The 20,941-nt window shown below is 58.2% G+C and carries 25 protein-coding genes and 1 other RNA gene; 11 read left to right on the plus strand and 15 right to left on the minus strand.

The window, feature by feature from the left end:
• Positions 1–14: 14 nt before the first annotated feature.
• Positions 15–272 (plus strand): type B 50S ribosomal protein L31, encoded by a 258-nt coding sequence (locus C1N60_RS15040; protein WP_021507208.1) that lies wholly within the window; start codon positions 15–17, stop codon positions 270–272.
• Positions 273–287: 15 nt separating this feature from the next.
• Positions 288–428: a type B 50S ribosomal protein L36 gene (gene ykgO / locus C1N60_RS15045; protein ID WP_010616859.1), complete on the plus strand. Its 141-nt coding sequence runs from the start codon at positions 288–290 to the stop codon at positions 426–428.
• 44 nt (positions 429–472) lie between these two features.
• On the opposite strand, the gene C1N60_RS15050 is transcribed toward ykgO, so the two are convergent.
• From C1N60_RS15050 to C1N60_RS15060, 3 genes are read right to left on the minus strand one after another with little or no spacing between them, the layout of a single operon-like run.
• Positions 473–1,351 (minus strand): metal ABC transporter substrate-binding protein, encoded by an 879-nt coding sequence (locus tag C1N60_RS15050; RefSeq protein ID WP_058769397.1) that lies wholly within the window; start codon positions 1,349–1,351, stop codon positions 473–475.
• A gap of 21 nt (positions 1,352–1,372) precedes the next feature.
• The gene (locus tag C1N60_RS15055; protein WP_021507206.1) at positions 1,373–2,212 is read right to left on the minus strand and encodes a metal ABC transporter permease; all 840 of its coding nucleotides are present in this window, start codon (positions 2,210–2,212) and stop codon (positions 1,373–1,375) included.
• Positions 2,209–2,865, minus strand: a complete 657-nt coding sequence (locus C1N60_RS15060; protein WP_141496706.1) for a metal ABC transporter ATP-binding protein — start codon at positions 2,863–2,865, stop codon at positions 2,209–2,211. The genes C1N60_RS15055 and C1N60_RS15060 overlap by 4 nt, the downstream gene beginning before the upstream one ends.
• Positions 2,866–3,192: 327 nt before the next feature.
• On the opposite strand from C1N60_RS15060, the gene C1N60_RS15065 reads away from it, so the two are divergent.
• The 3 genes from C1N60_RS15065 to C1N60_RS15075 all read left to right on the plus strand — a co-directional run bounded on the left by C1N60_RS15065 (position 3,193) and on the right by C1N60_RS15075 (position 4,312).
• Positions 3,193–3,546: a hypothetical protein gene (locus C1N60_RS15065; RefSeq protein ID WP_031279656.1), complete on the plus strand. Its 354-nt coding sequence runs from the start codon at positions 3,193–3,195 to the stop codon at positions 3,544–3,546.
• Between the two features lie 145 nt (positions 3,547–3,691).
• Positions 3,692–4,069 carry an Hha toxicity modulator TomB gene (gene tomB, locus C1N60_RS15070; protein WP_021313568.1) on the plus strand — a complete coding sequence of 126 codons (378 nt, stop codon included), beginning with the start codon at positions 3,692–3,694 and terminating at the stop codon, positions 4,067–4,069.
• A 24-nt stretch (positions 4,070–4,093) separates the two neighbouring features.
• Positions 4,094–4,312 carry an HHA domain-containing protein gene (locus C1N60_RS15075; protein WP_021507203.1) on the plus strand — a complete coding sequence of 73 codons (219 nt, stop codon included), beginning with the start codon at positions 4,094–4,096 and terminating at the stop codon, positions 4,310–4,312.
• 128 nt (positions 4,313–4,440) lie between these two features.
• Here the strand turns inward: C1N60_RS15075 and ffs are convergent.
• An RNA gene (gene ffs, locus C1N60_RS15080) (signal recognition particle sRNA small type) lies at positions 4,441–4,537 on the minus strand.
• 176 nt (positions 4,538–4,713) lie between these two features.
• Here ffs and C1N60_RS15085 point away from each other — a divergent pair.
• Entirely contained in the window at positions 4,714–5,025 is a 312-nt protein-coding gene (locus C1N60_RS15085; RefSeq protein WP_021507202.1) for an MGMT family protein, read from the plus strand.
• A 167-nt stretch (positions 5,026–5,192) separates the two neighbouring features.
• Here the strand turns inward: C1N60_RS15085 and C1N60_RS15090 are convergent, their stop codons facing one another.
• Positions 5,193–5,750, minus strand: a complete 558-nt coding sequence (locus C1N60_RS15090) for a YbaY family lipoprotein (RefSeq protein WP_211726335.1) — start codon at positions 5,748–5,750, stop codon at positions 5,193–5,195.
• 15 nt (positions 5,751–5,765) lie between these two features.
• Here C1N60_RS15090 and C1N60_RS15095 point away from each other — a divergent pair, with 15 nt between their 5' ends.
• Positions 5,766–5,957: a hypothetical protein gene (locus C1N60_RS15095; protein ID WP_136547754.1), complete on the plus strand. Its 192-nt coding sequence runs from the start codon at positions 5,766–5,768 to the stop codon at positions 5,955–5,957.
• Positions 5,954–6,817 carry an acyl-CoA thioesterase II gene (gene tesB, locus C1N60_RS15100; RefSeq protein WP_394521054.1) on the plus strand — a complete coding sequence of 288 codons (864 nt, stop codon included), beginning with the start codon at positions 5,954–5,956 and terminating at the stop codon, positions 6,815–6,817. The genes C1N60_RS15095 and tesB overlap by 4 nt, the downstream gene beginning before the upstream one ends.
• Before the next feature lie 72 nt (positions 6,818–6,889).
• Here the strand turns inward: tesB and amtB are convergent, their stop codons facing one another.
• The 5 genes from amtB to C1N60_RS15125 form a co-directional block, all read right to left on the minus strand.
• Complete coding sequence (gene amtB / locus C1N60_RS15105) at positions 6,890–8,179, minus strand: ammonium transporter AmtB (protein ID WP_058757951.1); 1,290 nt, start codon at positions 8,177–8,179, stop codon at positions 6,890–6,892.
• Positions 8,180–8,212: 33 nt separating this feature from the next.
• Complete coding sequence (gene glnK / locus C1N60_RS15110) at positions 8,213–8,551, minus strand: P-II family nitrogen regulator (RefSeq protein ID WP_007886947.1); 339 nt, start codon at positions 8,549–8,551, stop codon at positions 8,213–8,215.
• 259 nt (positions 8,552–8,810) lie between these two features.
• A complete protein-coding gene (locus tag C1N60_RS15115) occupies positions 8,811–10,586 on the minus strand; it encodes a SmdB family multidrug efflux ABC transporter permease/ATP-binding protein (protein ID WP_394521055.1) in 1,776 nt (591 codons plus the stop codon).
• The gene (locus C1N60_RS15120; protein ID WP_394521056.1) at positions 10,579–12,348 is read right to left on the minus strand and encodes a SmdA family multidrug ABC transporter permease/ATP-binding protein; all 1,770 of its coding nucleotides are present in this window, start codon (positions 12,346–12,348) and stop codon (positions 10,579–10,581) included. Before C1N60_RS15120 ends, C1N60_RS15115 begins: the two co-directional genes overlap by 8 nt.
• A gap of 24 nt (positions 12,349–12,372) precedes the next feature.
• The gene (locus tag C1N60_RS15125; protein WP_021507196.1) at positions 12,373–12,834 is read right to left on the minus strand and encodes an Lrp/AsnC family transcriptional regulator; all 462 of its coding nucleotides are present in this window, start codon (positions 12,832–12,834) and stop codon (positions 12,373–12,375) included.
• 115 nt (positions 12,835–12,949) lie between these two features.
• Here C1N60_RS15125 and C1N60_RS15130 point away from each other — a divergent pair, with 115 nt between their 5' ends.
• Entirely contained in the window at positions 12,950–13,984 is a 1,035-nt protein-coding gene (locus tag C1N60_RS15130) for a PLP-dependent cysteine synthase family protein (protein WP_021507195.1), read from the plus strand.
• Positions 13,985–14,018: 34 nt separating this feature from the next.
• Here the strand turns inward: C1N60_RS15130 and cof are convergent, their stop codons facing one another.
• Entirely contained in the window at positions 14,019–14,840 is an 822-nt protein-coding gene (cof, locus tag C1N60_RS15135; RefSeq protein WP_058757954.1) for an HMP-PP phosphatase, read from the minus strand.
• Between the two features lie 93 nt (positions 14,841–14,933).
• Between cof and C1N60_RS15140 the strand changes: the two genes are divergently transcribed.
• Entirely contained in the window at positions 14,934–16,649 is a 1,716-nt protein-coding gene (locus C1N60_RS15140) for an SgrR family transcriptional regulator (protein ID WP_394521057.1), read from the plus strand.
• A 26-nt stretch (positions 16,650–16,675) separates the two neighbouring features.
• A complete protein-coding gene (gene queC / locus C1N60_RS15145) occupies positions 16,676–17,371 on the plus strand; it encodes a 7-cyano-7-deazaguanine synthase QueC (protein WP_282996391.1) in 696 nt (231 codons plus the stop codon).
• Positions 17,372–17,415: 44 nt separating this feature from the next.
• Here the strand turns inward: queC and C1N60_RS15150 are convergent, their stop codons facing one another.
• The 4 genes from C1N60_RS15150 to hupB form a co-directional block, all read right to left on the minus strand.
• Positions 17,416–17,823 (minus strand): acyl-CoA thioesterase, encoded by a 408-nt coding sequence (locus C1N60_RS15150; protein WP_058769390.1) that lies wholly within the window; start codon positions 17,821–17,823, stop codon positions 17,416–17,418.
• Between the two features lie 101 nt (positions 17,824–17,924).
• On the minus strand, positions 17,925–18,248 hold the full coding sequence (locus tag C1N60_RS15155) for a ComEA family DNA-binding protein (protein ID WP_394521058.1): 324 nt from the start codon (positions 18,246–18,248) through the stop codon (positions 17,925–17,927).
• A gap of 139 nt (positions 18,249–18,387) precedes the next feature.
• The gene (gene ppiD / locus C1N60_RS15160; RefSeq protein ID WP_058769843.1) at positions 18,388–20,256 is read right to left on the minus strand and encodes a peptidylprolyl isomerase; all 1,869 of its coding nucleotides are present in this window, start codon (positions 20,254–20,256) and stop codon (positions 18,388–18,390) included.
• Between the two features lie 237 nt (positions 20,257–20,493).
• Positions 20,494–20,766, minus strand: coding sequence for a nucleoid-associated protein HU-beta (gene hupB, locus C1N60_RS15165; RefSeq protein WP_014606441.1), 273 nt, complete (start codon positions 20,764–20,766; stop codon positions 20,494–20,496).
• Between the last annotated feature and the right edge of the window lie 175 nt (positions 20,767–20,941).

Consider the following 20,941-nt stretch of genomic DNA (forward strand, 5'->3'; position numbering starts at 1 on the left):
ACGAGAGCGCTATTATGAAACCAAACATTCATCCGCACTACCGTCCTGTGGTGTTCCACGACACCACCGTCGACGAATACTTCAAAGTCGGCTCAACGATTCAGACCGACCGTACCATCCAGTTTGAGGGCGAAGAGCTGCCGTACGTCACGCTCGATGTGTCGTCGAAGTCGCACGTTTACTACACCGGTAAACAGAAAGAGTTTGCCAAAGAGGGCAGCGCCGCACGCTTCAACAAGCGTTTTGGCAGCTTCCTGACGCGCAGCAAATAACCGGAGTTCAGCCACATGCAAGTTGTCAGTTCATTGCGGTCTGCCAAGACCCGTCACAAAGATTGCAAAGTCGTGCGGCGTAAAGGTCGTATTTATGTGATTTGCAAAACCAACCCGCGCTTTAAGGCGGTGCAGGGAAGAAAGAAAAAACGTTAGGAATGTGTCGTGATAATTGGCCGGGATGCTCCCCGGCCTTTTTTTTACTTCATGCTGTGCAGCAGAGTTTCCACGTTGTGCTTAAACGCCGCCTCATAGGTAGGCGCCGGCCCGCTGGCCGCTGACAGCGCTTCCGGATAGAGCTCGCCACCGGGTTGCGCACCGGTTTCACTGGCGATCTGTTTCACCAGACGCGGATCGGTCTGATTCTCCATAAAGTAGGTGGTGATGTGCTCGGCCCGGAGCTGTTTGATGATAGCGGCGACATCGCTGGCGCTGGCTTCCGCTTCGGTTGAGAAGCCCACCGGCGCGAGGAATGTCACGCCGTAGCGCTGGCCGAAATAGCCAAAGGCATCATGGCTGGTGAGTACCTTGCGTTTACTTTGCGCCACGCCGGCAAATTCACTTTTGGCCCAGCTATCCAGCTTCTGCAACTGCTGAATATAGCGTTCACCGCTGTGACGGATGTCGGCGGCATCGTCCGGATCGGCTTTGATCAGCGCGTTCATCACGTTGGTGGCGTAGATCACGCCGTTGTGCATGCTGTTCCACGCGTGTGGATCGGTGATGGTTTTGCCATCCTCCTCCATTTTGCGCGTATTGACGCCGTTCGAGGCGACCACCACCGTGCCCTTGTAGCCGGACGCGCTAATCAGCCGGTCCATCCAGCCTTCCATGCCCAGCCCGCTGACGAACACCACATCGGCCTGCGCCAGCGCCTGACTATCCTGCGGCGTCGGCTCAAAGGTGTGCGGATCGCCATCCGGCCCCACCAGCGATTTCACCTTAACGTGATCGCCGCCGACCTGTTTAACGATGTCAGCCAGCACGGTAAAACTGGCTACGGCATCAACGGTTTTTGCCAGCGTCAGCGGGCTAATCAGCATCGCGCCAATCGCCAGACTCAACGGTAACTTCTTCATACCTATCCCCTTGTCATCTTATTATCGACGGCGCAGCAGGCCGCCACATGGTCCTGTCAACACAGACAGCAAAAACAGTACGGCCGCACTCAGTACTACCGCCGGTCCGGCAGGCAGTGCATAGTGCCAGGAGAGCAACAGGCCGATAAAGGCGGCGATCAGCGCCAGCAGCATGGCAATCGCCAGCATGCGAGTAAGGTGACGGCTCCAGAAGCGCGCGCTGGTGGCGGGCAGCATCATCAGCCCAACGGACATCAGCGTGCCGAGCACCTGAAAACCCGCCACCAGATTCAGCACCACCAGCGTGAGGAAAATGCCGTGCACCAGCGGTGCGCTCCATTTTCCCTGCGCACGCAGAAAATCAGGATCAAAGGCATCAATGACCAGCGGCCGGAAGATCACGGCCAGCATCAGCAGGGTGAACGCGGCGATGCTGCCAACCAGCACAATCGCGCCGTTATCCACCGCCAGCAGCGAGCCGAACAACACGTGCAGCAGATCGACACTGGAACCGCGCAGTGATACCAGCGTGACGCCGAGCGCCAGCGAACCCAGATAGAAGCCGGAAAAGCTGGCATCTTCCTTCAGGTGGGTATAACGGCTGACCGCACCGGACAGCAGCGCCACCGCCAGCCCGGCAATCAGGCCGCCAATGCCCATCGCCACCAGCGACAGGCCGGACACCAGATAGCCGATGGCAGCGCCCGGCAGTACCGCATGGGACAGCGCATCGCCCACCAGGCTCATACGGCGCAGCGAGAGAAAGACGCCGAGCGGCGTTGCACTGATCGCCAGCGCCATGCAGGCCACCAGCGCCCGGCGCATAAAACCAAACTCAATAAACGGCTGGAGTAACGTCATGACGCCACCCGACACAGCCGCGGTTGCTGCGCACTGTCACGCTCATCCAGCGACAGCACGTCACGAAAATGGCGCGCCACCAGCAGCTTGTCGTGCAGCACAACCAGCAGCGTGGTGCCCGCCCGCTGCTGCTGTTCGAGAATCGACATCAGTAAGGTTATCGTCGGCGTATCAATGCCGTTGAAGGGTTCGTCCAGCAGCCAGAGCTGGCTGCGCTGGAGCATCAGGCGCGCAAACAGCACGCGTTGCAACTGCCCGCCGGAGAGCATCGCGGGCTGCGCAGTGGCGAAGTCGCGCATCTGCACCGCCTCCAGCGCGGCATCAATCTCCTGCCTCAGCGCACGCGTGATGCCACCGAACCAGCCGCAGCGCGGCCAGCAGCCCATTGCTACCAGCTCATAGACGGTGAGCGGGAAGCGGGTGTCCAGCTCGCTGCGCTGCGGCAACCAGCCCAGCGCTTTTCGCGGCAGCTGCAGTTCACAGCGTCCCGCCACTGGCGGCAGCAGTCCGGCGATAGTTTTGAGCAAGGTTGATTTGCCCGTTCCGTTGGCCCCGATCAGTGCCGTCATACTGCCGGCCGCCAGTTCGCCATTCACCACCGGCGTCACCGCCCTGCCCTGATAGCCGCCCTGCAGACGATGAAAACGCATCATTGGTGCAGGCCCCAGACGATGGCTAAAGCCAGCAGGCTACTCAGCAGTAGCGCTACCAGCAGGCGCCCGCCGAGCGAGAGAAGTAATCCACTGTGATTCATGATACGCCACCAAAATGTTATAACATAACAATATACTACCTGATGGCGTCATCGTGACGCGCGGACGAAAGTGTTTCAAAAGTTGATCAGCGGCGATACGCCTGGGCGATTTGTGCCATCAAGCCAGCGCCCATCGCAGCAATCGCCCTTTCTGTTTACCAATGGCTTGCAATGTCAGAGCTGAAAGCCAATGATAGAACTCTCCTTGCTTTTTACGGGATGCAGAATGCAGTCTATTATTCATAGTGATATTGACGTGAATGAGGATGATTGCGGCAAGTTACGCCAGATTATCCAGGGGAATATTCTCAAAATAGCCCAGGACCTTGCCGGCGATTTACAGTGGTATTCTCAAAACGCGCAATTAGTTCCGGACAGTTTTACCATTATTTCCATTCAGCCCGTCGGCCACAAACGATTTAAAATGCTTTACGATTTCACGTGGGATTTATTTAATCCCTGCCTTGATTTAAATGAAACCTTTACCCAACGTGAAGAAGTTATGTTCCAGACAACGCCCGGTGCACTGGTGTTTGAGGTGATAGACAATACCCGCCCGTCACCGTGCGACGAATTGTAATATTTAGTAATTGGGTGAGCAAAACTAATGATTGTGGATTATATTTAAAAGGTCGCTGATTTCTTTTTATTCGTGATCGCTCCCTGGTAGCTTTTCCAAATCTCGCCGCGTCGCGGTAACTGTGCTCGCTATGGAGGGGAAAAAGATGGACGAATACTCACCGAAACGGCATGATATTGCCCAGCTTAAATTTCTGTGTGAGAACCTGTTTGACGAAAGTATGGCGACGCTAACCGACAGCCATCACGGCTGGGTTAATGATCCCACTTCGCCAGGCAATTTACAGCTCAACGATTTGATTGAGCATATCGCCTCTTTCACGATGAATTACAAAATTAAGCATGTTGAAGATGAAGCGCTGATTACGCAAATCGATGAATATCTTGATGATACCTTTATGCTGTTTAGCAGCTATGGAATCAATACCCAGGATCTTCAACGGTGGCAACGTTCAGCAAAACGCTTATTTAATCTGTTTGCCGAAGAGTGCGCTTATCTCCAGCAACCCAGCCATTCCTTTTAGCATCAGAGTGAGACCGGTTTATTTATGAGCAACCCAGCCTTAACCAAAACAGACTATTTGATGCGACTGCGTCGTTGTCGCTCAATTGACACCCTTGAACGGGTGATTGAAAAGAACAAGTATGAATTACCCGATGATGAGTTAGCGGTATTCTACTCCGCAGCCGATCACCGTCTGGCCGAGCTGACCATGAACAAGCTCTATGACAAAGTGCCCGGATCTGTCTGGAAGTACGTCCGCTAAGTTTTCTCCCCGCAGGTCGTTTCGTTACTCACCTTTATTTCCACGGATGACAGGCAGGCAAAGGAGTGCCGACAGGGTGCTGTGCCGCATTGCGCGCAGGGATTTTGCATGGGCAGAAATGGTGGAGGCCCTGCCAGCTACATCCCGGCACACGCGTCGCCTGCTGCGGCTGCTTCCTTCCGGACCTGACCGAGTTCACAAGTTAGCGTTGCGGGAGAACCAACAGGGCCCCCATTGACGAGCTCTCATGTTGAGAGCGCTGGCATTATCGGGGAAGCCCCTGGCAATTGCAAGCGCAGGCCGGGCAACCGTTGGTTTCTTGAACAGGCCGGCGGCAAAACCCTGCTGATAGCCGCAATCGCATGCTAAAGTGGCGCTTTTCCCGCAGACGAGGTGCGTCAGTGAGTGAACAGAGCAATTTTTCCGAGCGCGTCTGGCAAATTGTTGCCGCTATTCCTGCCGGTAAAGTGACGACCTACGGCGATGTCGCGCTGCTGGCCGGTTCACCGCGCGCCGCACGTCAGGTGGGCGGCGTGCTGCGGCGCCTGCCGCCAGGCAGCAAACTGCCGTGGTTCCGCGTGATTAATCGTCATGGTCGTATTTCGCTGCAGGGCGATGATCTTTTTCGTCAGCGCGATGCGCTGGAAGCTGAAGGTATTGAAGTGAGTGATGCGGGAGAAATTGAACTGGCGAAGTATCGCTGGGAGTATTAATGCTGACAGGCCGCACTCCCTTTAAAGCGCGGGAATGACACTGCAGAAAGTAAAGCGTCACACGCCAGGGATGGCGTGTGCCGAGCGATCAGGGACGAGACAGCGCCTTTACTTTCTGCAGTGCCATTCTGGCGCAGCTTCCGTAACGCGCTGTCTCCCGTTTCAACTTACAGACTGGTTGGTGCCGGCACGGAGGCTGACGGCGTAACCTGAGTTGGCGACGTCGAAGGCACGGTGGTAGCAGCGCCCGGCTGGGTTGGCATCGCCATATTGGTCACCGGTACCAGCAGCAGTTCCGCTTTCGTTCCACCCTGATTAATCACCGGTTTCACCGTATCGGTGATAAACGCCAGCTTGCCGTCGATGGTGATCGCTGCGCTCAGCAAAATGCGCGCGTTCGGCTGGATATCGGCCGGGTTAAAGGGCAGCACAAACTGGAACGGTGCCTGTTTGCCCTCGGTGCGAACCACACGCTGTGACAGCACTTTGGACGGCGCATCCGCCAGTGACGCATCAGCCAGCGTCACGGTCAGCACCGCATCCGGCGGCAGCGCAATACGCTGGCGAATATAGACGGAACCGCTTACGTTTGGCTGGGCAATCGCCGACGGCTGCCCGGCCACGCTGGCGCCTAAAGTTGGCGTCGGCACGGGTTTACTGTGATCGGCACAGCCTGTGATTACCACCGCCAGTGTCATACCGCTAATTACATGCCAGAGTTTCATCGATGTCGTCTCCTTATGAACACTATGATTGTCGGCGGTAAATTTATTGGCTGGGTTTTCCACCGCCGATTGCTGTTAATTCTGGCACAAAAATCCCCTTTGCGCCTGAAGCCCCGCCATGCTGCTGAAAACCGGGTAAAAGCGTTGCGCAAACTGGTCGGATCTTTCACACTGACGCCATTGGCATCACTGAGGAATCCGTTATGAGCCAGGCACTGCACAACCTGCTTAATTTATTGAATCTGGAAAAACTGGAAGAGGGTCTGTTTCGCGGCCAGAGTGAAGATCTCGGCCTGCGCCAGGTGTTTGGCGGCCAGGTGGTGGGACAGGCGCTGTATGCGGCAAAACAAACCGTGCCGGAAGCCCGTATCATTCACTCCTTCCACAGCTACTTTCTGCGCCCGGGCGACAGCCAGAAAGCCATTATTTACGATGTGGAAACCCTGCGCGACGGCAAAAGCTTCAGCGCCCGCCGCGTCAGCGCCGTACAAAACGGTCAGCCGATCTTCTACATGACCGCCTCCTTTCAGGCACCGGAAGATGGCTTCGAGCATCAGAACAGCATGCCGCAGGTGCCGGGACCCGATAACCTGCCCTCCGAGCAGGATCTCGCCCACCGACTGGCTGCGCACCTGCCGCTCAAGCTGAAAGAAAAATTCCTCGCCGAGCGCCCGCTGGATATCCGTCCGGTGCAGATCCACAATCCGCTGAAAGGCCACGTTGATGAGCCGCTGCGCCAGGTCTGGGTGCGTGCCAATGGCCAGCTGCCGGACGATCGCCGCATTCATCAATATCTGCTGGGCTACGCTTCCGATCTCAACTTTCTGCCGGTCGCGCTGCAGCCGCATGGCAAAGGCTTCCTTGAGCCGGATATGCAGGTGGCGACGATTGACCACTCCATGTGGTTCCACCGTCCATTCGATCTCACCGAGTGGCTCCTGTACAGCGTGGTAAGCACTTCAGCGTCCGGCGCGCGCGGCTTCGTGCGCGGTGAGTTCTTCAGCCAGGACGGCACGCTGGTGGCGACGACGGTGCAGGAAGGGGTGATGCGTCAGCGCGAAGCATAAAAAAAGGGGCGATTATCTCGCCCCTTTCTCATCATTATAGTTATAGCGCACTGCTCTTCTGCCAGCCGGCACTTACTGGTTGTAAGCGTTCTCGCCGTGGCTGTTCACATCCAGACCTTCACGTTCCTGTTCTTCCGGTACGCGCAGGCCAACAATCATATCTGCCAGCTTGAAGCCGATGAAGGCAACCACGCCAGACCAGACGATGGTCAGGCCACAGCTGAACAGCTGAACCCAAACCTGATGGCCCATAGTCACGCCTTCTGCGTAGCCCACGCCGCCCAGTGACGAGGAGGCAAACACGCCGGTCAGGACACAACCGAGGATACCGCACACGCCGTGCACACCAAACACATCGCACGGGTCATCCACGCGCAGCCATTTCTTCAGCGTGGTCACACCCCAGATACCTGCCAGGCCACCGGCCAGACCGATAATCAGTGCGCCGCCGACGCCGACATAACCACAGGCTGGCGTGATGGCAACCAGACCGGCGATGAAGCCAGAAGACGCACCCAGCAGTGAAGGCTTACCGCGCAGCGCCCACTCACCGAACACCCACGACAGCACGGCACCCGCAGTGGCCACCACGGTATTCAGGAAGGCCAGCGCCGCGATTTCGTTAGCGGAAGACGCAGAGCCGGCGTTGAAACCGAACCAGCCAACGTACAGAATCGCGGTACCGGTAAACACCATCGGCAGGTTATGCGGCTTGAACGCTTCTTTACCGAAGCCAGCACGCTTGCCTACCAGGTAAGCACCAACCAGACCCGCAACGGCGGCGTTGATGTGCACCACGGTACCGCCAGCGAAGTCCAGCGCGCCATCCTGTGCCAGGAAGCCGCCAGCCCACACCATATGTGCGATAGGCAGATAGGCCAGCGTCAGCCACACCAGTACGAAAATCAGTACCGCCGAGAAGCGAATACGCTCAGCCAGCGAACCAACAATCAGCCCCACGGTAATACAGGCAAAGGAAGCCTGGAACGCCACGTGAATGTACTGATAGAAGCTGCCCATCACCGCTTTCAGCTCGATATTTTTCAGCATCGCCCACTGGAAGTTACCGAAGAAGGCGTTGCCTTCGCTGAACGCCAGCGAGTAGCCGTAGACGATCCACAGTACGCATACTAACGCGAACGTCACCGCGACCTGAGTCAGCATCGACAGCACGTTTTTGCCGCGAATCAGGCCGCCGTAAAACAGGGCAATGCCGGGAATTGTCATGAACAGTACCAGCGCGGTACAAATCATCATAAACGCGTTATCGGCTTTATCCGCTACGGCAGGCGCAGCTGCCATCGCAAGAGAGGGTAACAGCGCCAGGCTGGTGAGGCCCAACTTAGTCATTACTTTATTCATTTCTTTCCATCCCATCACAATTCAGAGCCCCAGTTACAGTGCTGCTTCGTCGGTCTCGCCGGTACGAATACGAATCACGCGCTGCAGTTCCGCGACGAAAATTTTGCCGTCGCCAATTTTGCCGGTGTACGCGGCTTTGCTGATCACATCCACCACTTCATCCAGCTGATCGTCCGCAATCGCAATATCGATTTTTACTTTTGGCAGGAAGTTAACGCTGTACTCGGCACCGCGGTACAGTTCTGCATGGCCTTTCTGACGACCGAAGCCTTTCACTTCGGTCACGGTCAGGCCCTGAATGCCAATGGAGGATAAGGCTTCACGCACGTCCTCCAGCTTAAATGGTTTGATTACCACGGTAACCAGCTTCATACGTTCCCCTCCGGATATAAAAATAGGTGAGTCTTCGCGGACACGCAGAGAGTTAAGCAAAGGCTGTGCCACAAATGGCAAAAGTGGGCGCTAAGGCTGCCGGGCGCAGAGTATCGCGCTCCGGTATGGCGTAACGGGCAAGGTTTTCATTCGGAAAAACAGAAAGGTGGGACTTTACTGCACTCCTTTGGTGCTTGCGGCCTCAAAGGAGTGCATCAATACAGAACATTCCGATAAATCTGCGCAAAAAAGGTGCAAATCACCCCTCTGCCGTTGCGGGTATGCCCGCCGCGAGTTCATCGCCAGCCTGCTGCAGCTGGTACATCTGCCAGTAACGGCCCTGCTGCGCCAGCAGTTCGGTGTGTGTGCCGCGTTCGACCACCTGACCACGGTGCAGCACCAGAATCTGATCCGCTTCGGTGATGGTGGAAAGACGGTGAGCAATCACCACCAGCGTGCTGTGCTGGCGCAGCGTGCGCAGCGCCTGCTGAATCGCCTGCTCGGTGCCTGAGTCGATATTGGCAGTAGCCTCATCGAGGATCAGAATCTGCGGCAGCGACACCAGCACGCGCGCCAGCGCCAGCAGCTGCTTCTGCCCGACCGACAGCGTGTTCCCCTGCTCACCGAGCCGGGTATGAATGCCGTCGCGCATCGCGCGGGCCAGCGGTGCCAGCTGCACCTTCTCCAGCGCGCGCCACACGTCCTCTTCGCTGATATCGCGTCCAAGGCGCACGTTGGCCAGCAGCGTATCGGCCAGTACCACCGGATCCTGTTGCACCATCGCCACGCTGCCGCGCAGCGCATCGTGCGTCAGCTGGCGCAGCGGGCGGCCATCCAGCTCAATGCTGCCACGCGTCACCGGATAGTAGCCCATCAGCAGATTGGCTAAGGTGCTTTTGCCGCTGCCGGTGTGGCCGACCAGTGCCACGAAGCCGCGCACCGGCACCTCGAGATCGATATGGCTGAGCACGTCGCGGTTGTCGCGGTAGGCAAAGCTGACATCGCGCAGGGTGATACGCCCGGAAGCCAGCGGCTGAGCGTCACTGCCGTAGCCCTGCTGCGCCGCATCCATCAGTTCAAAAATACGCTCGCCCGACACCACCGCCTGCTGCAGCATTGACTGCTGCGTGGTGAGTTCGATCAGTGGCTCGTTAAGGCGGCCAAGGTAAGTGATAAAGGCGTAAAGCACGCCAACCTCAAACACGCCCGGCGTAGCAAAGCTGAACAGCATCAGCAGACCGCACAAAATCAGTGCAGAAAACAGGCTGAGCAGCGGACGCAGCAGAAAGCCGTCCAGCCGCAGCGTCTCCATCCGCGCCAGATAGTGCGAGCGGCTGGCTTCGCCCATGCGCTCACCGAAGCGCGCCTGCTGGCGAAACTGCTGGATTACACTCATGCCGTTAATCACTTCGTTGAAGCCATTATTGATCTCGGCAAGATAGCTACGTACGCGGCGCGCAATCGGCGTGCTGTAGCGCTGATAGATCAGCATCACCGTAAACACCAGCGGGAAAATCACCAGCGCCACCAGCGCCATACGCCAGTCGAGTGCAAACATCGCCACCAGCATCGCGCCAATCAGCGCAGCGCTGCGCAGCACAGTGGCCACCACCGTGACGTAAAGATCTTTGATCACTTCGGTGTCGTTGGTGACGCGCGAGATAATCTGCCCCACCGGCTGGGTGTCGAAGGCACTGAGCGGCTGACGCAGCGCCGCATTCATCACGTCGACACGCAGTTGCTGCACAACGCCAATCGCCGCGCGGTTAAACAGCAGCGCCTGGAAATAGTGCAGACCCGCGGCCAGCAGCTGCAGCAGCACAAAGCCCACCAGCAACCCGGCCACGATGCCCCACGGCATCTGGTGTTTTGCCACCAGGTTATCGATAAAATAACTCACCAGCACCGGACCGGTGACTTCGGCAGCGGCAGCGATCCACAGCATGCCGACGGCCAGCCACAGCGATTTGCGCCACGGTTTACCGTAGGCCAGCAGGCGTTTCAGCGTTGGCCATAAGCGTTGCGATTTAGCCATGGTCGGCTCCCTGTTCTGACTCGTCCTCATCCAGCGCGGCTTCCAGCTGCTGATAGCGATACATATCGCGATACCAGCCCGGCTGCGCCGCCAGCGTATCGTGATCGCCACGCTGTGCCACTGCGCCCTGCTGCAATACCAGAATCTCGCTGGCTTCGGTCAGCGCCGACAGCCGATGCGCGCTGATGATCAGCGTACGCCCTTTTCCCCACTGGCGCAGGTTATGCAGGATTTCATGTTCGGTACGGCCATCAACCGCCGACAACGCATCGTCGAGGATCAGAATCTCCGCGTTGAGCAACAGCGCACGCGCAATGGCGATGCGCTGTTTCTGCCCGCCAGAGAGCATGACGCCACGCTCGCCTACTTCGGTAGCGTAACCCTGCGGCAGACGCAGAATGTCATCGTGCACGCAGGCCATCTGCGCCACGCGCTCGATCTCTTCCTGCGTTGCCTCCGGGCGACCCAGCGCCAGGTTATTCGCAACGGTATCGGAAAACAGGAACGGCGTCTGGCTGACCACCGCCAGCCGGCTGCGCCAGCTGTCCAGCCGCAGCTGCGGCAGCGGAATGGCGTGATAGCAAATCTCGCCCTGATCGATATCAAAATGGCGCTGAATCAGGCTCAGCAGCGTGCTTTTGCCGCAGCCGGTAGGCCCGCAGAGTCCAAGCATCTGCCCGGGCTGTAACTGGAAATGCACGTCGCTCAGCACCGGCGCGCTGCTCGCCGGATAGTGGAAGGCGCGGATCGCCACCTGCAGCACGCCCGCATCCGCCTGCAGTGGCTGCTGCCCATCCTCAACCGCAGGCGCTTCCGCCAGCAGCGCACCAATACGGCTCCATGCCGCGCTGCCGCGCTCGACGATGTTAATCATCCACGCCAGCGCCAGCATCGGCCAAATCATCAGCCCTAAGTACATGACGAAGCTGGTTAGCTGCCCGAGCGTCAGTGAACCGTGCCACACCATCCAGCCGCCACCGCCAATCGCCAGCAGATTCGAAAAGCCCACGGCGATATAAATGATGGGATCGAAGCGCGCATCGACGCGCGCCACGTGCAGATTTTTGCGGCCGGTGTCGCTGGCGATATCCGCAAACTGGCTCGACTGATGATCTTCCAGGCCAAAGGCTTTGATCATGCGGATGCTGGTCAGGCTCTCCTGCGTTTGATCGTTCAGGCTGGAGAACGCCGCCTGCGCCACTTTGAAGCGCTGATGCAGGCGCGCGCCGTCTTTCTGGATCACCAGCGCCATAATCGGCATAGGAATCAGCGCCAGCAGCGTCAGCTCCCAGCTGATCTGCACGCTCATTACCGCCAGCACGACCAGCCCCATCACCAGCGAATCCACCAGCGTCAGCACCCCTTCACCCGCGGCAAACACCACGCGATCGACATCGTTGGTCGCGCGCGCAATCAGATCGCCGGTACGGTGGCGCAGGTAAAACGCCGGATGCTGGCGGCTAAGCTGGCGGTAAAAATCTTCGCGCAGCTCCACTGCCAGCTGGTAAGAGGCGCCGAACAGCAGCACGCGCCAGACGTAGCGCAGCAAATAGACAATCACTGCGGTCACCAGCATCACGCCGATCCACAGAAAAATTTCGCCGCGCGTCAGGCTGTGCTGGGTCACGCCGTCGACAATCACGCCGACCAGATGCGGAGGCAGCAGCTGCAGCAGCGCAATGATAATCAGCAAGCTGATGGCGCCCAGATAGCGCCGCCACTCGCGCAAAAAATACCAACTTAACTGGCTGAATAATCGCACAAAACAATCTCTTGTGATGCCCGTTCAGGGCGCTACCGGCAAGGCGGTGGTGTATTTAATCTCTTCCATAGCGAAGCTGGAGGTGACGTCAATCAGTCCCGGCACGCCGTTAACCAGACGCTTGTAAAACGCGTCGTAGCTCTTCATATCGGCCACCTGAATGCGCAGCAGGTAGTCGTACTCGCCCGCCATGCGGTAAAAGGCCATCACTTCCGGCATCTGCTGTACCACCGCGACAAACTGCTGAAACCAGTCGCTGCTGTGCTGCTGGGTTTTGATCAGCATAAAGGCGGTGAGCGACAGGCCGAGCTTTTCACCATCCAGCAACGCGACGCGCGCCCGAATAATGCCATCATCTTCCAGCTTTTTCAGGCGTTTCCAGCACGGCGTGGTGGTGAGATTCACCGCATCGGCCAGCGCCTGCAGCGACAGCGTGCAGTCTTTTTGCAGCAGCGCCAGCAATGTGCGGTCAGTTTTATCTAGCATTCGCCACCTCAGGAGAAAAATTTTCTCTTATTTGCCAATTATAACCAAATTTTAGCAACCTCTTTTTCCTGCCAGTGCCTTACACTGAGCGCAATCTCGCTGCCGGAATCGCACCATGCAAACGCCCTGGGTTCGCCACGCTATCAATGAAATTAACGCCGACTTTCAGCGCTCCGCTGATACGCACCTGATCCGTTTTACGCTGGACGATTTCCCCGGCATTCGCTTTTATCTTAAGGATGAAAGCACCCATCCAAGCGGCAGCCTGAAACATCGCCTGGCGCGTTCGCTGTTTCTCTATGGTCTGGCCAATGGCTGGATTGGAGAAAACACGCCAATCATCGAAGCCTCCTCCGGCAGCACCGCGGTGTCGGAAGCCTATTTTGCCCGTCTGCTCGGCCTGCCGTTTATCGCCGTGATGCCAGCCAGCACTGCGCGGCGCAAAATCGAGCTGATCCGCTTTTACGGCGGGGAGTGCCACTTCGTCGCCGATCCGTGCCAGCTGTACAGCGAATCCGAGCGTCTGGCGCGTGAACTCAACGGCCATTTTATGGACCAGTTTACCTATGCCGAACGCGCTACCGACTGGCGCGGCAACAACAATATTGCCGAAAGCATTTTCCGCCAGATGGCGCATGAACCCTTCCCGGTGCCGCACACCCTGATCATGAGCGCCGGCACCGGCGGCACCTCGGCTACGCTGGGGCGCTACATCCGCTATCAGGGCCACGACACGCGCCTGCTGGTGGTCGATCCGCAGCACTCGGTGTTTTTCGATTACTGGCACAGCCGCGATCGCACGCTGCGCAGCGAGCGTGGCAGCCTGATTGAGGGGATTGGTCGCCCGCGCGTTGAGCCGTCGTTTTTACCGGACGTGATTGACGAAATGATGAAAGTGCCGGATGGCGCCACCGTGGCGGCGATGTTAAGGCTGGAGCAGATTCTCGGCCGGCGTCCGGGCGCCTCTACCGGCACTAATTTCTGGGGCATGCTGCAGGTGGCAAAACGGCTGCGCGCGCAGGGGCAATCCGCCGCGCTGGTAACGCTGCTGTGTGACAGCGGCGAGCGCTATCCGGATACCTATTACAATCCGCAGTGGGTCGCTGAGCAGATCGGCGATATTCAGGCGTGGCAGCGCGAGCTGCAATAAAAAACCGGACATCCTGTCCGGTTCACTGTAAGCCTCAGCATTCGGGGGAATAATCGAGGTGTGGTGTGGTCATCCAGTGATTTAAGTAGTGAGACACCGCCTGTGTCTCGCAATGGCCAATAATCGGTAAATGGGGCAGCGAGGTTTTCAGCTGGTGCATGGCGTTGCCCATGATAAAACCACGTCCGACGCGCTCCAGCATTTCGCGGTCGTTCATCGCATCGCCAAATGCCATGCAATCCGCCAGCGACAGCGACAGATGCTGGCACAGCCGCGCCAGCGCGGCGCCTTTGTGGCAATCCACCGGTAAAACTTCCAGACACTCCCTGGCGGAGAAGCACAGGCTGGCGCGATCGCCGAGCGCCTGTTGCAGTTCAATCTTCAGCGCCAGCAGCATCTCATACGGCGCGATAAAGCAGATCTTGGTGACTTCATGTGCCGGCATGCGGCGCAAATCACGCAGCTGATAGTGAAACCCGCTCATCGCATGCGCTTCCAGCAATCCCGGGAGCGGTTTATCGGTAAACCAGCCTTCGTCATTGAAGATGTGGATCGACGCGGGGGTTTGCCAGTGACTGTGCAACACCTCTTCCGCCACCGACGGCGCCAGATCACAGCCGTACAGCTGCCTGCCCTCGACATCGTGAATGCGCGTGCCGTTACCGGTGATCAGCCAGGCGGGCAAGGTGATCTGCTGGCGTACTGCCTGCATATCCAGCAGGTGACGCCCCGTGGCAAACGCCAGCGTAACGCCACGCTGGTGTAAGGCGTTGAGGCTCTGCAGCGTCTCCGCACCTAAACGGTGGGTAGGTAGCAGCAGTGTACCGTCCATATCAAATGCCGCGAGGCGGGCCATAGCAACTCTCCGGTCTGAATGAGGGGTTTACTATCGCCTGGTAATTACGGAACTAATAGTGAATACTTTCAAAAAACTGTTCCGGGTTTAATCATGCGACAGCTTCATCGGGTTAATCAGTTTCAGCGCCTGTGGCAGCTTAGCCAGGGCGAAGCGCAGCGCATCAGCGTTGCGGCCATGGCGCAGCACTGCTTTTGCAGCGAGCGCCACGTGCGTACCCTGTTGCGGCAGTGGCAGCAGGCGGGCTGGCTGCAGTGGCACGGTGCGGCGGGACGCGGTAAACAGGGCGAACTGCGCTTTCTGCTCTCTCCCGAACAGCTGCGTCAGCAATTGCTCAGCCAGCAGCTGGCAGCCGGTGAAGCGGTACAGGCGCTGCAGGTGCTGGATGTCGCGCCTGAACGGCTGGTGAAAATGCTGCGCCCACTGATGGGCGGCCAGTGGCAGAATCAGGCGCCGGTGCTGCGCATTCCCTATTATCGCGCGATGGAGGCGCTGGATCCGCTGCAGCTCACCGGACGCGCCGAGCAGCATCTGGTACGCCAGATTTTTTCCGGACTGACGCGCTTTAACGCGGATGATGTCGAGGGCGATCTGGCACATCACTGGCAGCACGATGCGCAGGGCCGCGAATGGTATTTCTGGCTGCGGCCGCTGCTCAGCTGGCACAACGACGAACCGGTGCAGGCGGCACAGCTGGTCCAGCAGTTGCAACGTATCATGCAGACGCCGCAGGGCGGCCGTCTGCTGGCGGCGGTGGAACACATCGATGCGCCACATCCGCTGGCGCTGCGTATCCGGCTGCGCACCAGCGATTACTGGCTACCGCAGCGGCTGGCGCATCAGTTTTGCCTGCTGCCGCATCCGGAGCATGCCGATACCGGCAGCGGACCGTGGCGCCTGACGCACTTTACCCGCGAGCTGGTGCGGCTGGAGAGCCATGCGCGCTGGCACCATCAGCGTCCGCTGATTCAGGTGGTGGAATACTGGATTACGCCGCAGCTGTTCGATCGCGGGCTGGGCACCAGCTGTCGCCATCCGGTGCAGATCGCCATTGGCGATCCCGACGAGCTGGACACGCTGCGGCCGGTGGATCGCAGCATCAGTCTCGGTTTCTGTTATCTGGCGCCGCGTTTCTCGGCTCGCTTCAGCCAGGCGCAGGCCAAAACGCTGCTCGCGCTGATTCAGCGCAGCGGCGTCATTCAGCAGTTGCCGCTGGATGAAGGCTTAATTACGCCGACCGCAGAGCTGCTGCCCGGCTGGCCGCTGCCCGCCCCGCACCGCCCGGATGGCGCACTGCCCGCAACGCTGACGTTGCATTATCACCTGCCCATCGAACTGCACGTCATGGCGCAGGCGCTGGTGCCGCTGCTGGCGGCACAGGGCTGTACCCTCACCTGCGTATTTCACGACGTCAAAAGCTGGCGCGACGACATCGATCTGAGTGACGCCGATATCATCATGGGCGACCGTCTGATTGGTGATGCACCGCAGTTTACCCTGGTGAACTGGCTGGAAAATGATGCGGCCTGGCAACCGCTGCGTCCGGCGGTACTGCAGGCACCGCTGCACGCTATCGCCCGTCAGGCCAGCCCGGCACTGCGCAGCGCCGCGATTCATCAGCTGTTTCAGCAGCTGATGCGCGACGGCCATCTGCTGCCGCTGTTTAACTATCGCTACCAGGTGTTTGCTCCGCCAGGCGTCGAAGGTATTCAGCTTAACAGCATGGGCTGGTTCGATTTCACCCGCGCCTGGATCCCGCCGCCTGCCGCAGGCGGTGCTGTTCAGCCCGCGCCGGAGCCAGTACCATAGGCGCACTGATTTATGGGGAAGAAAACATGAAACGAGCCGTTGTCGTATTCAGTGGCGGACAAGACTCCACCACCTGTCTGATTCAGGCGCTGCAGCAGTATGATGAAGTGCACTGTGTGACCTTTGATTATGGTCAGCGCCATCGCGAAGAGATCAGCGTCGCCGCAGAGCTGGCGCACCAGCTGGGCGCGCGGGCGCACAAAGTGCTGGACGTAACGCTGCTCAATGAACTGGCGGTCAGCAGCCTGACGCGCGATAACATCCCGGTGCCGGCCTACAATCCACAGGCCAGCGGCCTGCCCAGCACCTTTGTCCCGGGGCGTAACATCCTGTTTCTGACGCTGGCCTCAATTTATGCTTATCAGGTGGAAGCTGAAGCGGTGATCACCGGCGTGTGTGAAACCGATTTTTCCGGCTACCCGGATTGCCGTGACGAGTTTGTCAAAGCGCTGAACAACGCCGTCACTCTCGGCATGGCGCGCGACGTGCGTTTTGAAACGCCGCTGATGTGGCTGAATAAAGCGGAAACCTGGGCGCTAGCGGACTACTGGCAGCAGTTGCCGCTGGTCCGCTCGGAGACGCTAACCTGCTACAACGGCGTTAAAGGCGACGGCTGTGGTGAGTGCGCGGCCTGCCACCTGCGCGCACGCGGTCTGGCCGATTACCAGGCCAATGCGGCCAGCGTGATGGCGGCGATGAAACAGAAAAGCGGCCTGCACTGATTGCGGCCGCGCTGCGGGCTGGCGTGCTTTCTGGGCATGCCAGCTCAGGAAGGCGCGGTCATCAATGCCGCCAGGCGTTCACGTAACTCCCCTTCCAGCGGCACGGTTTTTTGCGTGCGCAAATCGATGCAGACGAAGGTCAGCGCCGCATCCGCTACCAGCGTGTTATCACCCGCCAGCACCACCCGCTGTAAAATAATGCCGCTTTTGCCGTTGAGCTGCGAGACCTCGCTCTCAATGTGCAGCACGTCGCCCAGCACCGCCGGACGACGATAGTTAATGTTGATATTCACCACCACAAATGCCAGCTGCTGCTCCAGCAGCCAGTGAAAGGCATCGGCATCTTCCAGCCACTGCCAGCGCGCCTCTTCCAGAAATTCCAGGTAGCGCGCATTGTTCACATGCTGATAGACGTCAAGATGATAGCCGCGCACTTTGATGGTGGTTTGCATGATTGCTCCTGTTCAGGCTGTGAATGACAACTGGTTGGACCTGTTGAGCATAGCACAGCCTGATGGGCCGCTTTAGCAATCCTTCAGAGTCGCGAGCCGCTTCACAATTTCAGCCGCGCGCTGTTCCGCTCCACCAGCGCACTGCCAATGCCCGGCACTTCTTTCAGCTGCTCGATGGCGCTGAAGGGCCCGTACTGCTCACGATAGCTGACAATCGCCTGCGCTTTTTTCAGTCCAATACCGTTCATGGCGGCGGCCAGCTGCTCGGCCGTGGCCTGATTGATGCTGACCTGTTCCGGCTGCGGCGTGGACACCTGCGTCGCCTGCGTTTCACTGGGGCTTTCCGCCGCCGCCAGTCCGCTGGTCCAGAGCGCGCCGCCCAGCGCCAGCGTGAAGCAAAAGGCACGAAATGTTGATTTAACCATGCTGTGTTTCTCCTTGTGTTTGACAGCCACTGCAGGGTGGCACAAGCGAGAAACCCACTCAAAAGGCGATGATCAGAAATGGAAAAGGCCGCAGAAGCGGCCTTTCGGTATTGCAGCAGTTTACCTTTTTTTGTGAGGCTTACTGGTTTTGTGCGGCGGCGCCGTACTTAATCTTCGCCTCTTTGCGCAGGTTTTCCAGCAGCGCTTCAAAGGCAATCTGCGCGTTGTTTTGCGTCACGCCTTTCACCATTTCGTCGATCTGCGCCTGCGGCATGTTGCCCGCGCTGACCTTATCCAGCGCGACCAGCACCACGTTGCCCTGCATATCTTCGCTGACACCCCAAGACGGCTTGTTATCCGCTGGCTGTGGCAGGTTGAATGCGGCCTGAGCCACCGGATCCTGCGCGTTGCGATCGACGGTTTTGCTGGCGCTCAGCGTCAGGCCAGCCGCCTGCAGCGCGTCCTGTTTGCCCGCTTTCAGCTCGGTCAGCAGTTTGTCTGCCTGCGCTTTGGCCTGCTGCGTCGCTTTGTCATGCTTCAGGCTGTCGGCAATCTGCGCTTTGACCTGATCCAGCGGTTTAACCGCTTCCGGTTTGTGCTCGCTGATGCGCAACACAAACGCCCGATCGCCATCAACGCTGATGATGTCGGAGTTGTTGCCCGGCGCGCCGTTCTGACCGGTCAGGCCACCGTTGAAGATCGCCTGTTTAACCGCATCGAAATCGAGATCGGCCGGCACGTTATCGCGGGTGATCCAGCCCGTTTCCACCACTTTCAGGCCAGATGCCTGTGCGGCGCCCGCCAGGGATTCGTTGTCGTTGCTGGCGGCTTCGCTCACCTTCTGCTGCATCTTATAGAAGGCGTCGACGGCTTTTTCCTGCTTCACTTTATCCGCCACCGCATCGTGCACGTCCGCCAGCGGTTTAACCTGCTCTGGCTGGATATCGTCCAGACGCACCACCAGGAAACCTACTGAGGACTTGATCACGCCAGACAGCTGGCCTTTCTGCGTCAGGTTGGCGTTTTTCAGCTCATCCGGCGTGGTGTTCGGCTCCAGCCAGCCCATGTCGCCGCCTTTACGCGCAGAGATTGGGTCGATGGATTTGCTCTTCGCCAGCGTGGCGAAATCCTCGCCCTTTTTCAGCGCATCCAGCACTGCGTTGGCATCGGCTTCGGTTTTGGTCTGAATGATGCTGTAACGGTTGCGCTGCGGCTGTGAATAATCGGCTTTGTGCTGATCGTACCAGCTCTGAATATCCGCTTCGCTGGCGTTCTCCTGCAGGCTGGCCGCATCCATTTTGATGTAGCTGACGCGGAACTGCTCAGGTGCCATAAAGCTGCTCTGATGCTGCTGGTAGTACTGATTGATCTCGTCGTCGCTGGCGGTTTGTTTCGTGGCCAGCGCGTTAACGTCAATCACCGCCTGACGAATCTCGCGCTGCTGCGAGACCAGATCCACCAGCTTGCTGGTTTCACCCTTCAGCATGAAGTCGGTATTGGCGATGGCGTTAATCAGCTGCTGCGTCGCCAGCTGCTTGCGCAGCGCTTCGGCGTACTGATCGGCACTGAAGCCCATGCTGGCGATCAGGCCGTTGTATTTCGCGTTGTCGAACTTACCGTTGGTCTGGAAAGCCTGCTGATTGAAAATAGCCTGCTTCACCTGATCGTCGCTGATGCCAATGTGCAGATCTTTGATGTACTGATCGAGCAGCGCCTGATCGATCAGCTGTGACAGCGCCTGCTGGCGCATCTGCTGCATGTAGCCGTCGTTGCTGGCCAGCTGCGAGAACTGGTCGCCCAGCATCTGCTGCTGACGGTTGCGCTCGTTGTTAAACGCCTGTTCCAGCTCACCGCGGCTAATTTCATGGCCGTTCACTTTGGCAGCGTAATCGCTGTTACCGCCAATCAGGTAGTTGCCCACCCCGGTCAGTACGAATGACAGGATGATCAATCCCAGAATGATCTTGAGCACGACATGGTTCGACGCCGCGCGTAAATTGTCCATCATGGTATGACAACACTCCGCTGTAGTGTGGATGTAAAGCTCTGACACGATGTCATCATCGTGCAGCTGCGGTTCAGGCTGGCAGCTGGCAACCATGCGGAGACTGAAGCCAGCGGCTAAAGTCGCGCATCAAGATAAAAAAAGGCACATCAAAAATGATGTGCCCGTATGTTACATGAGAACGCCTTTTTCGTCCTCAATCCATGGAAGAAAATGCTTCGATGGACAGGTCAGCGGTCATTAATTGACGGCGTCTTTCAGTGCTTTACCTGCACGGAAGCCCGGTACTTTACCAGCCGGGATGGTGATTTCTTTACCGGTTTGTGGGTTACGGCCGGTGCGGGCAGCACGCTCGCGTACAGAGAAGGTACCGAAACCGACCAGTGCCACTTCGTCACCGCCTTTCAGCGCGTCAGAAACGGAGCCCATGAATGCATCTAACACACGTCCCGCTGCCGCTTTAGAAATGTCAGCGTCTGCAGCAATTTTGTCGATCAACTGTGACTTATTCACTCTCTTCATCCCCTCTTTTATTATTCACTCGCACCCGCGCTTCCCGCCCGGTGCGAACGCGCAGCCAGTTATATCAAGCCTGTGGAGCTGAAACAACGGTATTCATCTTAATCGTTGATCCAGCAGCCCCCTAAATTAGCGGCACAAAAAAAAGCTGGCAAGCCCGATTTGGCCT

This window comes from Pantoea sp. SGAir0184 (genome assembly GCF_043544755.1).